Source organism: Serratia sp. 25CWL12 (assembly GCF_055790885.1).
Genome location: NZ_CM147698.1, coordinates 2,428,600 through 2,443,346 on the forward strand (window position 1 = coordinate 2,428,600; position 14,747 = coordinate 2,443,346).

Here is a 14,747-nt window from a genome sequence, read left to right on the forward strand (position 1 = left end):
TGTGAATGATGCTGACCAGACCTTGTTCTGGAGCAAGGCCGAGCAAGGGCCGTATGATAAGTCCCCTGCATGATTTTGATTTAACTTGAGTTACCATGTCGAAAAACAAGGCAATATGTTCAATCTGTCAGCAAACGCACGTTGCACCCATGTTAGAGCTTTGACAAAGGCAATTCGCCCCGCTATTATTCGCCCCGTTCACACGATTCCTCTGTAGTTCAGTCGGTAGAACGGCGGACTGTTAATCCGTATGTCACTGGTTCGAGTCCAGTCAGAGGAGCCATAAATTTAATGCCATGGACAGCCACTGTTGTCCATGGTGTCTCAAAGTAAGATCCCTTTTTTCAAATCAAATTATACTCTGTTCCATATTGGTATACTGGCATCCAACATTTTGGGGGCTTCATTGGGACTCGAATCGGCTAAATTATGGTATCCTTGGCTATGCCATTTCTAGCGCCATTATCCCAATAATGTCATCAGTTTAGACCGATCAACTTGCAGAACATAGCCAATCCGAGCTCACGGAACAAATTAGAAAATCCCACTTAGTTGCCTAAGCGGGATTTTTGCTTTTCAGTGCCCGGCTAACGGTCTAAAATTCGGGTATCTCTGAACTGCCCCCACTGATTAACTGAACGATGGTGATCCCACTATTTTTTGCGAATTTTCATACCGAACCAATTAACCTTGCCAATGTGAATAAATAGCCCCTGTAAACCGCATCAGAGATGCAAATAAAATGGTAATAGCAAAGAAGTCAAAATAGAAAAAAACCGTAGACTCTTCAAAATTAAAAAAGGCAAAATCGACTTGAAGAAGCAAATAGGGTAGTAAATTGCGGCAAATGAAAGCATGCAGTCCATACACCGTAATACTGAAGAAAATAGCGGGCATCAATCGCGTTGAGAGAAACGAGAGGGGTGAAATATTCCAGACCTTAGCAAAAAAATTGGCCAGCATTTTCCAGTGCATGCCCAAATGGACGGCAATGATGATTTGCCCCCAATGAACACTGGTCATGTGGACCTTTCTGACCAGATCAGAGGAACTGTGAATGGGTAAATCAGGCAAGAGATGTTTTGATAACATCAGTCCACTGATAATGGCAGATAACAGTAGCAGTACCAGTAAGAGATTTACGCTGACTTGCATGAACCTGAAAGCAGAATACCTCCCCTGAACCAGTTTTCTAAACCAGTGAATATTTAGCCCATTATGGAGAAAAAGGAACATTAAAAAGACCATACCCAACCATTCATGAATACTTTCCCCCCACAGATGAAATCCCATCAGCGACAACAGGATAATCATCATTACTATATCCTGCACAACTTGGAATTTATATTTTGCTTTCATTCACTGACCTGCTATCACAACCTATTCGGTAATTTTCTTAACCAGTTGATAATCTCCGTTGGCGTATCCTCATCCGTCACATCATTTCTTGAGATGGCGAGGCCCTGGATTACCAACTGTGCATTGGGTTGAAGACGTTTGATTTCGCGCAACGAGTCAGAGAAACGACTGCCACCATGGGTAGTAAAGGGGATAAGCATTTTTCCACTAAAATCATGCTGTTCAAAAAAGCTGTACATCACCATCGGCATTTTGTACCACCAGATGGGATAGCCGACGAATACCTGGTTATAATCAGCAAGGTTGGGTATTTTTTCTTTCAATTCGGGTCGAGCCCCATCTTTCACTTCCTGTTCAGCATATTTCAACAGGGTATCATGCTGACGTGGATAGGGTTTAACCGTTTCAATTCGGAATAAATCGCCACCGGTTTCCTTCTGGATAATCTGTGCCACATATTGGGTACTTCCCAGAACGACACTGTTTTTTTGTAATATGCTCGCCCCCGATATACCATCGACCCCGTCTAATTTTACATCCTCAGGTTGAGAGAAATAGACAATCAGGATCCGTCGCGTGTTGCCATCTACTGCCTCGTCTTTTGCATTTACACTACTGACAGTGAACGCCAGAAATAAAATCAGATATTTTTTCAGTGAAGTGAACCGTAATGTATTCATAGCGTTCGCCTAGAGGTAAAGTGAGTCATCCGTGATCGTCAATGCCTTCGCTGGGCAGGCCGATACTGCTGCCATAAAAATAACTATGGCAGCGGCATAACAGACAAAGTGATACTTCTATCCGCATGTGTTGACGCAAGATAAGAGAAGGGTGTGAGTCGCTTTATTCTTATAAGTTTTTCCCGTAAAACTGATCCAGTTTCCCCATGGCCTGGTTCACATATTCCGGCTTCCAATAGGTTTCAATATGGGTTGCACCGTCAATCAGGAACAGTTCCTTATCTTTCGCGTTGCTCGCGCCTTTAAACGCTTTTTCACTCATATACAGAGAGTCGGCTTTACTGCCTGCTATCATCAATAGTGGCTTATTAATTAAATCCATATTGCTTGCCGCATCGAATCTCATTAAGTCGAGCAGACTGCTGGCGGTGTATCTGAAGGTCGAGTTGGGGTGTGCGTGAGTCTTGCCGTAGTACTCAAAACCCTGCCGATAGAGGTCAAACGGCAGTTTGGCAATTTGTTCATCCGTCAGCTTGGCATCCCCCAGATAAATAACCTCACCGCCAGAGGCCTCCTGTGCTCGCGCATCAGATGCTTGCTTTAGACGTTCTTGTATCGTGGCGAGTTGTGAATCCTGATAACCGTTGCGTCTGACCAGGCCAGAGTCAAACATGCTCAACGTAGCAATGGCGTTAAATCGCTTGTCAGTTTGCCCTGCCTTCAAGGAGTAGCCTCCTCCTCCGCAGATACCCAGCAGGCCTAAACGGACAGTGTCTACGCCAGGATACTGGGTGATGAAATCTGCCATGCCGTGAATGTCTTCAATCCGGTACGCCGGTTTGTCGACATTGCGGGGCAAACCACCGCTCGCGCCCTGATACGCCGCATCAGCAGTAATGGTAATGTAGCCCTGTTCTGCCAGACGCTGGGCATACAAGCCTGCAACCTGCTCTTTCACGCCGCCATTGGGGTGAGCCACAACGACTGCCGGGTATTTTTTAGCGGGGTCATAATTCGCCGGGGTATACACGTTGGCTGCAATGTCCAGCCCATTCAACTTGTAAGTGACCGGGTGAATATTGACTTTTCCTTTCACATTTTCAGTAAGCGCGCCGTCATAGGTCAACGTAAACGGATTTAATTTATAATCTGCTGCCATTGCGCCCCCCGATGAAAGAGTGATCACTGCCGCTAATAATGTTGTTTTAAAAACGTTGTATTTCATTTCAAGAAACCTCCAGATATCTAAAATAAACAACGTATTACCCCGACACTCCTTTTGGTCTTTTTTGCGAGGGGGGTAGGCTTGCAGGTAGTCTACGGGGGGCATGCTGACATCAGCATGACGGCCAGATAACATTTCTGTCAGTTAGAAAAATACTTTTCTGACAAAAATGTCAGGAAAATGTCAGCTTGGTGTTGGTCATGAACCGCTAAGATAAGTGAAATAAGACGTTTATTGCCCTGATGGGTAAAGGAGATACGAACATGCGGTTACTCTTGGTAGAAGATGAGGTGAAGACGTCTTCCTATATCAATCGCGCACTCAGCGAACTGGGTTTTACCGTAGATGTGGCAGCCAACGGTACGGACGGATTGCACCTGGCCCTTGAGTATGATTACGATACGATTGTGCTGGATGTCATGTTGCCTGGCATGGATGGTTATGGCGTTCTGGAAGGTCTTCGCGCCAGCAAGCAAACCCCGGTGCTGATGTTATCTGCTCGCGGTTCGGTTGATGAACGTGTCAAGGGTCTGCGTCAGGGTGCAGACGACTATCTGCCTAAACCTTTTTCGCTGATTGAACTGGTTGCCCGTATCCAGGCGTTGTTGCGGCGACGTCCGAGTGATGGCGTAGATGTCACTCAATTGCACATTAACGATCTGCATCTGGACCTGCTGGCAAGGCGTGTCACAAGAGCCGGTGAACGTCTTGAACTGACCGCAAAAGAGTTCGCTCTGTTAAGCCTGTTAGCCAGACATCAGGGAGAGATCCTTTCAAAAATGATGATTGCAGAGCAGGTCTGGGACATGAATTTTGACAGCGATGCCAATGTGGTTGAGGTCGCGATAAAACGCCTGAGGGCGAAAATTGATGCACCCTACCCGGTCAAACTGCTGCATACAGTGCGAGGCATGGGATATGTCCTTGAAACCCGCCCCGAACGCCAGGCTAAATAGAGAGAGTTATCATGATTAAGCGTTCTATCTCTGGACGATTGGCGCTGATGTTTGCCTTGGCCTCCATACTGATCGTTTCAGTTCTGGGTATTGTGCTGCGGAGTTCCTTGCATGATTCATTGCAAAAGCAGATGCATAACGAATTGCAGTTCAGGGAGTCGCTGATGGCACCCTGGATCCTCTCCCGCACCACGCTGGACGGCTGGCAAACGCTGACGACCAAATTTACCGATTTGGCCACGGCTGAGGGTGGCCGCGTACAGTATTGGATCCTCAGTGAGGATCCCCGGCTTCAGGTGGGTGGCCCGCCACCTAGCGGGGTAACCTGGGCTTCGCTGAGCAAAGGATTCAGCAAAGTTCCCGGTGCCACAGAAGAGTCATGCTCGCTGTTTTTATTGATGTCAGAAATTCCTGCCCAAGGGGAGCGCCCCGCACTGCGCTATGTAGTGGCCATCGACTCCACACCGTATATGGGTACCCTGAATGAATTTACCCGTACACTGATCTTCATCAGCGCAATCGGTGTTTTATTAGTGGCCCAGTTGGGGTTTGTGATTGCCAGAATAGGCATGCGCCCTGTCAACAAACTCAGCGCTCAGGCCCATCACCTTGCACCGGGAAATCACGGGCAGCGCCTGGATACCTCAACGCTGCCGGATGAACTGCAAAAGCTGGCCGTGGCATTCAATGGCGTACTCGAACGACAGGAAATCGCCTGGCGACAACTTGAAAGTTTTAACGCCGATGTGGCTCATGAACTGAGAACCCCGCTGACCAATCTGATGGGGCAAACGCAGCTCGGTCTGTCACGGCAACGCGAAACGCATGAACTCGAAGAGTTACTGGAGTCCAATCTGGAAGAACTCGAGAGAATGACCTCTATCGTCAACGATATGCTGTTTCTCTCCCATGCTCAGGCTGGGGAGCATGCAACCCAGTTAACCGACGTGTCTCTGAGTGAAGAGACCTACAAGACCACGGAGTATGTGGAGCCGTCCTTTGCTGAAAAAAACCTGTCTATTCATGTCGAGGGAGATCTCACGGCACGCATTGATCGGCGACTTTTCCACCGCGCTCTAGCGAATTTACTGGAAAACAGCGCCCGACATGCTGTTCCTGGTACCACCGTGAAGGTGACGATCGGCAGAGAGAATAATCTGGCCTCCATCGCGGTCGCCAACATGGGTGCAGCCATCTCAGATGAGCACCTGAAACGTTTGTTTGAACGTTTTTATCGTGCTGATCCTTCCCGTACACGCAGTGATACACACCATGGACTCGGACTTTCCATCGTCAGGGCGGTGGCGATAATGCATCGTGGCGATGTGTTTGCCAGTAGCCAGAATGGGATCAATACCTTCGGGCTGACTCTCGCCATAAACAGTGAACTCGCTGAAAAAGAGGCACAACGTTATGTGAGGTTTGGCATCGCAGCGCAGGTTAAAAATTAAGAACGTCTAATTATGGCTTAACTCACTTTGCTTAAGGGGTAATCAATCACGCATAACCTGTATTCACTCGATATTCGCGTTGTCACAGGCCTTCGCTTATCGCAAAAACCTCCCTTTCCTTTGGTGAAAATAGCTTCAGCACCGATTCTGACAAACTTGTCAGGCAGCGGTCAGCCTGGTGACATGAAGCATTCTGTAAACTCACGTTATCGTCACCGACATAACCCTCCCATCTTTAATCGTGCCGATAACAAAGGAAATGGATGATGAAAAACAAGATTCAGCAGTACCTGCTCTGCACCGCTCTTACCTTTGCCGGTTCAATGACCCCCCTTGCTCACGCGCAGGATGCGGCGAAAAATAAAACAGAAAAACCGTCTCGGGCGCAACAATTGATGGGGGATATCGCCCCCAAGATGGCGCAACTCACTGACGATGTCCTGTATGCCGATATCTGGGAACGGCCACAGCTCTCAAAACGTGATCGGAGCCTGGTGACCGTCAGTGCTCTGGTGGCGATGGATCGTCCTGACCAGTTGCGTTCTCATCTGCGTCTGGCTCGCCAGAACGGTGTCACTGAGGAAGAGTTGGTCGAAACCATCACCCAGCTTGCTTTCTATTCAGGGTGGCCAACGGCGGTAACAGCGATATCCATTGCAAAAGAAGTGTTTAAAGAAGGGAAATAGTTTTTTTCTGCAATGGATTAATGGGTATTTCTCTCGTTAAAGGATTGAATAGATATGAAAATCTTCCTTATCACACTGGCGGCGCTTTTACTGCCCGGTACGCAGGCTATTGCCGCAACGCAGGAGGCAGTGACCGTCAGCCCTGCGGGCTCACAACCCACGACGTTGGGTGCTCCTGAGTACTTTACCGGCACGGCCAAGGTTGACTCACGGTTTAAAGGCTCTGCCCCGGCCCGAATTTCTGGGGGAACCGTCTCATTTGAAGCCGGAGCACGAACAGCCTGGCACACGCATCCCCTTGGACAGACACTCATCGTCTCTTCCGGCACGGGTTGGGTACAGGAATGGGAAAGATCGGCCCAGCCAATCAAAACTGGCGATGTGGTCTGGATCCCGCCGGGTGTCAAACACTGGCATGGCGCATCCGCAACAGAGCCGATGGTGCATATTGCTGTTTCAGAATCACAGGACGGTAAAACCGTGACGTGGATGGAAAAAGTCACGGACGAGCAATACCCACATTGATGAAACCACGGTTTAGCGGAATACATTGCGCTCAAACATATTATTTATTGGGCGCAAAAAGTACCCGCGTTAATTAGCTCAGCTTATTAACTCATGCGTTTTAACAGCATAGTCATTTGTGAAAATCTCTCTATGATTCAGTTATCCGCGATGACATGAGGAAAATATCTTGAAAACCTTACTGAAAACACTCACCGCCTGTATGTTGGTTGGCGGATTGGTTTCTCAATCTGCCTTTGCTGCCCCCACAACCCCCTTGGTTATCCAGTCTCAGGGAAGTTTTGCCGCAGGTGGCGCTGTCGTTACGACACCAGGGCAGTTTGATGCGAAAAAACCGCTGGATCCGACAGGCCAGACCTATCATGGCGATCACGCTTCTGTGTTTTATCAGATCCCAGAGAACCCACACAAATATCCCATTGTGATGCTGCACGGTGCTGGACAGTCCGCCAGAACATGGGAAAGCACACCGGACGGCCGCGAGGGTTTTCAGAACATCTTCTTGCGCCGTGGTTTCTCGACCTATCTGGTTGATCAACCACGTCGGGGGAACGCCGGTCGCAGTATGGTGGAGGGAACCGTCAAACCGGTTGCCGATGAGCAACTATGGTTTAATCAGTTCCGTCTGGGTGTCTGGCCCGATTTCTTCGAGGGTGTACAGTTCTCCCACGATAAAGAGACATTAAACCAGTACTACCGTCAGATGACCCCCAACACCGGCCCCTTTGATATCAATGTGATTGCGGATGCCATGTCGGCCGTCGTGGATAAATCCGGCCCGGCCATTCTGTTTACCCACTCTCAGGGGGGAGGCCCCGGCTGGTTTACGGCGATGAAGAATGCCAACGTAAAAGGGATAGTCGCGTTTGAACCTGGCAGCAGCTTTGTCTTTCCACAAAGCGAAGTCCCGCCGCCAACCAAGAACGCCTTTGATACCGTAAAAGGGGAATCGGTGCCCCTGGATCAGTTTATGGCACTGACCAAAATTCCTGTTCTGATTATCTACGGCGACAATATCCCGGATAAACCGACGGCCTTGCCTGCACAGGATAGCTGGCGCGCCCGGTTGGCTGTTGCGCGTCAATGGCGGGATGTAGTGAATAAACATGGCGGAGACGTAACGGTTATCCATCTGCCGGAAATTGGCATTAAAGGAAATACTCATTTCCCCTTCTCTGATTTGAATAACGTTGAAATTGCCGATCTGGTCTCAAAATTCCTGAAAGATAAAAATCTTCAGTGATAAATAAATAGTGGAGTCGTTGGTGACTCCACTATTGTTTATAGCGGAGCGCATTCAACAGCAACGTAAACGCAGGGGAAGTATGCTGCCGATTAGGATAGTAAAGGTGGTAACCCGCAATAAACGGACACCAATCTTGCAAAACGGTGATTAACCGTCCGGCTGCAATATGCTCGCTAACAATATCCTCGGGTATGTAGGCAAGACCGATACCGCACAGTGCGGCATTGAGCCGTAAGGCTATATTATTAAAAACTAACTGCCCATCCACCCGAACTTTAATTTCCCTTCCCTCTTTTTCAAATTCCCAGGGGAAGATGCCACCATAAGTCGGTAACCGAATACTAATACAATTATGTTGAGTCAGTTCCTGAGGATGCTGCGGCACTGGATGGGTAGAAAAGTAATCCGGTGAGCCGACGACGACCATGCGAATATCCGGGCTGATGCGTACCGCGATCATATCCTTGGCTATCTGCTCTCCGAGCCGGACACCGGCGTCATAGCGCTCCGACACAATATCTGACAGCCCGTAATCGACCATCAGTTCGACACGAATATCAGGGTATTCCGCCAGAAACGCTGTCAGCGCAGGCTGAACGATATACACCGCTGGGTGTTCCCCCGCAGTTATGCGAAGAGTGCCTGCCGGGCGTTCCTTCTGTGCTTTTAGCCGCGCGATTTCGGTTTCAATTTCCTCAAGTCGCGGCGAAAGCAGATTAAGAATTTGTTCTCCAACTTCTGTGGGAGAAACGCTACGCGTTGTGCGAGTGAGTAACCGCAAGCCCAGTTTCTCTTCAAGCCCCCTGATAGTCTGACTCAGGGCTGACTGAGAGACACCCAGCTTCGCTGCTGCCCGGGTGAAGCTACGCTCTTTGGCGACCAGTGCGAACGTGGCCAGATCATTGTAGTTTTCCATTCTATTTATTAGTCCAACTAATAAAGGCATGCAGATTATAGCATCTAATCTTATTACAGTGCGTGCGTTATGCTTCTTGGTATAGATACATTTACACAGGACAAGATCATGAACACGGTAACATTGAATAACGGTATTCAGATGCCATTGCTGGGATTTGGTGTTTTTCAGATGACAGACCCCGCCGAATGCGAACGGGCTGTTATTGATGCCATAGAGACCGGATATCGTCTTATAGATACTGCCGCCTCTTACCAGAATGAGACACAGGTGGGTAATGCCCTGAAGCAAAGCGGCATTGCACGCAATGAACTCTTTGTCACCACCAAACTCTGGTTGCAAGACACCAACTATGCAGGTGCAAAAGCACAATTTGAGCGCTCACTGAATCGTCTACAGCTTGATTACGTTGATTTGTATCTGATTCACCAGCCCTACGGTGACGTTCATGGTGCGTGGCGTGCAATGGAAGAGTTGCTTGCTGCCGACAAAATCCGAGCGATTGGGGTCAGTAATTTTCATCCCGACCGCCTCGCGGATCTGATGGCGTTTAACACCATTCCCCCCGCAATCAATCAGATCGAGGTTAATCCGTTTAACCAACAACTTCATGCCGTGCCTTGGATGAGCAGTCGGGCTATCCAGCCTGAGGCTTGGGCACCTTTTGCTGAAGGCCGCAATGGTCTGTTTCAGAATCCAATTTTGACAGAGATTGGCAAGAAATACGCCAAGAGTGTCGGCCAGGTCGTCCTGCGCTGGATCTATCAACGTGGCATCGTTTCACTGGCTAAATCCGTTCGCAAGGAGCGCATGATTGAAAATTTCAACATCCTGGATTTTGAACTCAGTGCGATGGAGATGACACAGATAGCTGCAATGGATACGGCCACCAGTGCCTTCTTCTCTCATCGCGATCCGGCAATGGTTGAGTGGCTGGCCAACCGCAAACTGGATGTTTAAGCATCCACATACTCATAGTAGTTCTAAAGTGAATAGTCACTCCATTATGGAGAAACACCGGGCTCTCACTGTCGTGTCACCATTAAAATGAGATATACATCACAATTATTACATGCAAATATTTTAGGGGCTTTATTGGGGGCCCAGCCACCAATAAACGTCAATTTAAAATAATAAAATCAAATACTTAAATAAAAGCTCGAGTCCAGTCAGAGGAGCCAAATTTAGAAAACCTCGCTTAGGCAACTGAGCGGGGTTTTTGCATTTCGGCCTGGTGACCATCGACATCTCCCATACCGCCATGATGGAAAAGAGTGGCAACTGGCCTTGGGTATCTGCCCTGCCATCTCTTTAGTGCGACCAACGGGCGGGCTGTATACAAATGGCCTCTCGGTTTTCATTAGGAATTTACCTAAAAAAGACAGGAAAACCAGAGAGCTACGTTGATACTCGTCACACTTCAAATGACTCGAATTATTTACAAGATAATATTCATTTAATTATCCTGGTGTTCAATTGGGTCATCGGTAGTGGCAAACCCGCCGATGTTATATCGGTGCTTGACGATGACTGAGGATCATGGGTCATCAGGTAAAATGACGAATGGCTAAGTGCTGTAACGCACCGACAGGTTTTATAAATACGGCTATTGTTATTTCGTTTCAGTTAGTCATTCTGTAGCAAATATGGAGGCATGTATGCTTGAGACCGTAGCTATCATCCTATTGGTTTTATGGGCTCTGGGCCTTGTTTCTTCCTATACCATGGGTGGATTTATTCACGTGCTGCTGGTGGTGGCTGTGATTATTATTCTCCTGCGGATTATTCAACGCAGAAGAATTTAATCATTTCGACAAGTCGCTTTACAATGCAAGTCACAAGATACAAAAACGTAGTGAAGATTCTAACTGGTGAAATTAAATATTAGAGTGAAGTATTTATATTCTAAAATTAATTCACTTAACAAGTGGGGTTTTAAATGTGATGATTTATTCTCGTCGTCCCTAGGGAACGTAGAGTAAATACCCCAACCCTCCCCAATTCAACAAGGAAATATATACCATGAAAACAATAAAACTATCTGTATTACTTAGCTTTTTAGCCATAAGCGCATTGGGCATGGGTATACCGCAAAGCGTTGAAGCGGCTGATACGACGTCCAGCCAAACCTCAGGCGAATATATGGATGATGCGCTTATCACCACAAAGGTAAAAACCAACATTCTGAAAGAAAAAGGGCTTTCTTCCATGCAGATCAGTGTGGATACCAAAGAGGGTGTTGTGGTTCTTTCTGGCACAACAAACAGTGTAGAGCACGCGCAACTTGCCGCTACCGTAGCGCAACGGACCCATGGCGTAAAACAGGTTGTCAATAATTTGCAAGTAGTGAAATAGACGTATTCCGTAGAAATACGGTCCAAAAAGCATACAAAAATAGTGCTTTGCAATGGTCTTGGCTTTATTGTTATCCGATTATTTCCCCCTGTTACTAAAGCCAGATCATTATTTCCAGAGTTGGCGTATATATTGACTTTTATCTACATGCTGTTGCAACAGCTCTAGTGGGTGCTCACACGTTAAGCACATGGAGGTATAACGGTAATTTAATTGTGCAGTTTAGCGATAATTTTACTGTCTCTTTATTCACATAACGCTAAAACAATATATATAAGGAAAATATAATGACCAACATAGTACCGAAAAAAATGAGTTACTACCTTGGCATATTAACCTTCTCTGTTGCCATGGGACTTTCTGGCCATGCGCTGGCAGAAACGGATGTTAAAGCGGCCACAGCCCCTGTTGTTACCCTGAAGGACTGGAGCGAATCTTCTGAACAGGAGCAAAATTCTTTTTTGGTGGGTTTAGTCAGTATTGTTGAGCTGGAAAAAGAATGGCAAGGACAAAAGGGCCTTTTACCGCTTTCACAAAGTATGATCGGCACCTGGGCGCAGGGTATGGACGGCATGAGCATTAATAGTCTGCGCGGCAATGTAAACCGCTATATTTCCAATAACCCTGGCGAAAAAGACAAACTTGTCCTTGAAGTGTTGTGGGTTAACCTGGTGCAGCCCAGAATCGAATCGACTTCACCTGCTGCTGCAAAAGATACTCCCAAGCGAATCCGCGAGGTCATGAAAAGTCAAAAACAAAAAAACCTGTAATAGCGCAGGGTACAAAAGGATAAGACGATGAAACAAATTACTATGATCAGCATACTGGCATTGGTGATTTTTGCCGGCCCAGTGGCCTGTTCCAATATGTCAAGAACACAGCAAGGTGGCCTTTCAGGGGCTACCATCGGCGCAGGTGCTGGTGCTGGCATTGGCGCATTGACAGGTGGCAACTGGGTTGTTGGCGCTGCGGTAGGTGGTGCCTTGGGCGGCTTGGCGGGCGGGCTTTATGGCAAATCCCAACAGAACCACCACGCCAAATAACCTGAGCTTTGGATAAAAAATTGATCTAAGGTCCTGTTCTAACATCTGTTATTGCGGCGAAAAATAAGCTGCTAAAAGGAAGAAACAGGAATCAACAAATTAATAGAAATTTTCTGGTTGATAACGCAAACCGATTCGAGGAGTCGCTGCTGCACCAAGGGCACCTGATACTGCTGGGGTCCTTGCAACCCGCGCTAAAAACCTTACCGGTGGTGGATATTGAGTTGTCTGCCGCCGCTCACCCAAAAGTGGCTTACCACCAAACTTTGCTACAGAGCACCCATTGCTGGTTTATCAATACACCACATCGAAGGTGCTGGATAAACAACCAGTTTATATACACTCGTTCGCTTTTTCATCAGCTAAACCTATCGCCAGTTTGTGTCTTTATATTCGTTGCCGATGACATGTATTTTGTGTATAGAGACTGATCACTTAGATAGCAACTGCACGCTGCCTGCTCAAGCCCCCGGCGATCAAGTACCGTCAGTGTTCCCCGGCTGTAACCTATGAGCCCTTGTGTTTGGAAGGCACCAGCGGCGATCGTCACTCCGACACGACGTACCCCCAGCATATGCCCCAATGATTCATGCGTGACCATAAAACTGTCAGATAGCGCGCGATCATGTCGCATCAGTAACCAGCGGGCGAGCCGTGCGTCAAGCTCATGAAAACGCTGACAACCAATCGACAATGCAAACTGGGCCATCGTCACATAAGTGTAGTGTGCCAGAATGCGTTGTAAGGCTGTGCTATGCATCAATTGACTCAGAAATACGCAATGGTCCACGCGCCAAGCAACGCCAGTCCCTTGCACCAATCCTTGCAATGGAGCGTTAACAACTCCGTACATCAAGTGCGTCCCGAGCATACCTTCGCGGCCCACCATGCTAACACCAAGCCCTGCATGCCTGTCGATGGCCGCAAGCAAGGAGATGGCCCCATCACTGGGAAAATAAGCATAAAGCATAGGCACTCCCGATTCACACATGACTTGGTCAAACGTCAGTTCAACCTGTTCGCAAACAGACAGAAGATGCCGCCGCTCTTGGTGGGGTAACAACGCGATAAGGCTATTTTGATTGTTTGGCACGGTTTTTCATCACTTATTGTGTGTGGCCTTGTGTTCCATCACTGATTGACAGAAAACCAACCACACAGTCTAAGGCTATTAAATCGCGCCTGGCGGTTCGTCCACGGGCCGATATAGGAACTGCGGCGTTTATAGACAACGACGCTCATACGCACAAAACTGAAAACCAACTTCCTAACGTCTATGACTTTGCTTCAGCGCTAGGAAGCCCAAATGTCTGGAAGCAACCGGTCATATTCTTTCTTCACCACCGCATAGCACTCACAGGAGCGATGCTCGAGACCGACACGATCCAGCACAGTGATGCGGCCTCGCGTATAGCGGATCAGACCGGCATTCTGTAGCTTCAACGCTGCTTGTGTTACGCCTTCACGGCGCACACCCAGCATGTTAGAGATCAGCTCCTGCGTCATACGTAACTCCGTGCCATGTAGCCGGTCCAGGCTCAGCAACAACCAGCGGCAGAGTTGCTGATCCAGCGTGTGGTGACGGTTGCAGACCGCTGTCTGGGTCATCTGGGTGATCAATGCCTGGGTGTAACGCAGTAGAAGATGTAATACCGGGCCGCCACGGTCGAACTCAGCCTGCATCGCACTCGCTTTCAGCCGATATGCATAACCAGCGCTCTGCACTACCCCTCGACTTGGGGTGGTTCCGCCGCCCATGAATAGCGACACACCGACGATACCTTCGTTGCCGGCGACGGCGATCTCCGCCGATGCTCCATTCTCCAACACATACAACAAAGAAATAATGGCTGTCGTAGGAAAATACACATGGCTCATCAGACGGCCAGACTCGTAGATTACTTGACCGAGAGTCAGCTCCACTTTTTCCAAGTCCGGCTTCCACCAGTGCCACTGTTCGGGAGGAAGGGAAGCAAGTAAATGGTTCTGGATGGACTCAATATCGTTGCACATAGCTGAATCTCCTGGCGTGTCACTATTGTGACGTGGAAGGGATCCGATGAATACATGACTGTTATCTTACACATATATGGCTACGGTACTGTTCGCTACCGCACATAACGAAATATATAGAAATTAATTGAATTTTATTGAAATATTTTGTTATGCATTGAGAAATGTGACGGTGGAAGATGACCCCATTGGTTCCAGTCAAGGGTGGTGATGCCATGTTAAAAGAGGTAGCTCGTGGGATGAGCGACAAATCCGCTTAGTGCGGATTTGAACGCTGCTTGCAGCGGCCCCG

The 14,747-nt window shown here is 48.1% G+C and carries 16 protein-coding genes and 1 tRNA gene; 11 read left to right on the plus strand and 6 right to left on the minus strand.

Translation table 11 applies throughout. From position 1 onward, the window contains the following. The first annotated feature begins 207 nt into the window (after positions 1-207). Positions 208-283: transfer RNA gene (locus ACX9GV_RS10460), tRNA-Asn, on the plus strand. 401 nt (positions 284-684) lie between these two features. On the opposite strand, the gene ACX9GV_RS10465 is transcribed toward ACX9GV_RS10460, so the two are convergent. The 3 genes from ACX9GV_RS10465 to ACX9GV_RS10475 all read right to left on the minus strand — a co-directional run bounded on the left by ACX9GV_RS10465 (position 685) and on the right by ACX9GV_RS10475 (position 3,198). Further along, positions 685-1,359, minus strand: a complete 675-nt coding sequence (locus tag ACX9GV_RS10465) for a DUF4405 domain-containing protein (RefSeq protein WP_065683270.1) — start codon at positions 1,357-1,359, stop codon at positions 685-687. A 14-nt stretch (positions 1,360-1,373) separates the two neighbouring features. After that, positions 1,374-2,039, minus strand: a complete 666-nt coding sequence (locus ACX9GV_RS10470; RefSeq protein ID WP_473195472.1) for a flavodoxin — start codon at positions 2,037-2,039, stop codon at positions 1,374-1,376. Positions 2,040-2,208: 169 nt separating this feature from the next. Then, complete coding sequence (locus ACX9GV_RS10475) at positions 2,209-3,198, minus strand: alpha/beta hydrolase (RefSeq protein WP_473198017.1); 990 nt, start codon at positions 3,196-3,198, stop codon at positions 2,209-2,211. A 329-nt stretch (positions 3,199-3,527) separates the two neighbouring features. Here ACX9GV_RS10475 and ACX9GV_RS10480 point away from each other — a divergent pair, with 329 nt between their 5' ends. From ACX9GV_RS10480 to ACX9GV_RS10500, 5 genes are all read left to right on the plus strand, one after another. Then, positions 3,528-4,220, plus strand: a complete 693-nt coding sequence (locus ACX9GV_RS10480) for a heavy metal response regulator transcription factor (protein ID WP_473195473.1) — start codon at positions 3,528-3,530, stop codon at positions 4,218-4,220. 11 nt (positions 4,221-4,231) lie between these two features. After that, entirely contained in the window at positions 4,232-5,671 is a 1,440-nt protein-coding gene (locus ACX9GV_RS10485; RefSeq protein ID WP_473195474.1) for a heavy metal sensor histidine kinase, read from the plus strand. Positions 5,672-5,934: 263 nt separating this feature from the next. Beyond that, a complete protein-coding gene (locus tag ACX9GV_RS10490; RefSeq protein ID WP_260514189.1) occupies positions 5,935-6,357 on the plus strand; it encodes a carboxymuconolactone decarboxylase family protein in 423 nt (140 codons plus the stop codon). Positions 6,358-6,411: 54 nt separating this feature from the next. Beyond that, on the plus strand, positions 6,412-6,882 hold the full coding sequence (locus tag ACX9GV_RS10495) for a (R)-mandelonitrile lyase (protein ID WP_174334496.1): 471 nt from the start codon (positions 6,412-6,414) through the stop codon (positions 6,880-6,882). Positions 6,883-7,051: 169 nt separating this feature from the next. Further along, positions 7,052-8,125 (plus strand): alpha/beta hydrolase, encoded by a 1,074-nt coding sequence (locus ACX9GV_RS10500; RefSeq protein WP_262186265.1) that lies wholly within the window; start codon positions 7,052-7,054, stop codon positions 8,123-8,125. 31 nt (positions 8,126-8,156) lie between these two features. On the opposite strand, the gene ACX9GV_RS10505 is transcribed toward ACX9GV_RS10500, so the two are convergent. Continuing rightward, complete coding sequence (locus ACX9GV_RS10505; protein WP_473195475.1) at positions 8,157-9,044, minus strand: LysR family transcriptional regulator; 888 nt, start codon at positions 9,042-9,044, stop codon at positions 8,157-8,159. Positions 9,045-9,152: 108 nt separating this feature from the next. Between ACX9GV_RS10505 and ACX9GV_RS10510 the strand changes: the two genes are divergently transcribed. The 5 genes from ACX9GV_RS10510 (at position 9,153) to ACX9GV_RS10530 (ending at position 12,442) form a co-directional block, all read left to right on the plus strand. Then, the gene (locus tag ACX9GV_RS10510) at positions 9,153-10,004 is read left to right on the plus strand and encodes an aldo/keto reductase (RefSeq protein WP_473195476.1); all 852 of its coding nucleotides are present in this window, start codon (positions 9,153-9,155) and stop codon (positions 10,002-10,004) included. A gap of 698 nt (positions 10,005-10,702) precedes the next feature. Further along, positions 10,703-10,849, plus strand: a complete 147-nt coding sequence (locus tag ACX9GV_RS10515) for a lmo0937 family membrane protein (RefSeq protein WP_473195477.1) — start codon at positions 10,703-10,705, stop codon at positions 10,847-10,849. A 217-nt stretch (positions 10,850-11,066) separates the two neighbouring features. Continuing rightward, entirely contained in the window at positions 11,067-11,399 is a 333-nt protein-coding gene (locus tag ACX9GV_RS10520) for a BON domain-containing protein (RefSeq protein WP_473195478.1), read from the plus strand. A gap of 287 nt (positions 11,400-11,686) precedes the next feature. Further along, positions 11,687-12,169, plus strand: a complete 483-nt coding sequence (locus ACX9GV_RS10525; protein WP_473195479.1) for a hypothetical protein — start codon at positions 11,687-11,689, stop codon at positions 12,167-12,169. A gap of 27 nt (positions 12,170-12,196) precedes the next feature. Next, positions 12,197-12,442 carry a glycine zipper domain-containing protein gene (locus ACX9GV_RS10530; RefSeq protein WP_473195480.1) on the plus strand — a complete coding sequence of 82 codons (246 nt, stop codon included), beginning with the start codon at positions 12,197-12,199 and terminating at the stop codon, positions 12,440-12,442. A 358-nt stretch (positions 12,443-12,800) separates the two neighbouring features. Here the strand turns inward: ACX9GV_RS10530 and ACX9GV_RS10535 are convergent, their stop codons facing one another. Together ACX9GV_RS10535 and ACX9GV_RS10540 are read right to left on the minus strand one after the other, a co-directional pair. Next, positions 12,801-13,535 carry a Crp/Fnr family transcriptional regulator gene (locus tag ACX9GV_RS10535; RefSeq protein ID WP_473195481.1) on the minus strand — a complete coding sequence of 245 codons (735 nt, stop codon included), beginning with the start codon at positions 13,533-13,535 and terminating at the stop codon, positions 12,801-12,803. Positions 13,536-13,735: 200 nt separating this feature from the next. Then, positions 13,736-14,365 (minus strand): Crp/Fnr family transcriptional regulator, encoded by a 630-nt coding sequence (locus ACX9GV_RS10540; protein WP_473195482.1) that lies wholly within the window; start codon positions 14,363-14,365, stop codon positions 13,736-13,738. Positions 14,366-14,747: the final 382 nt, after the last annotated feature.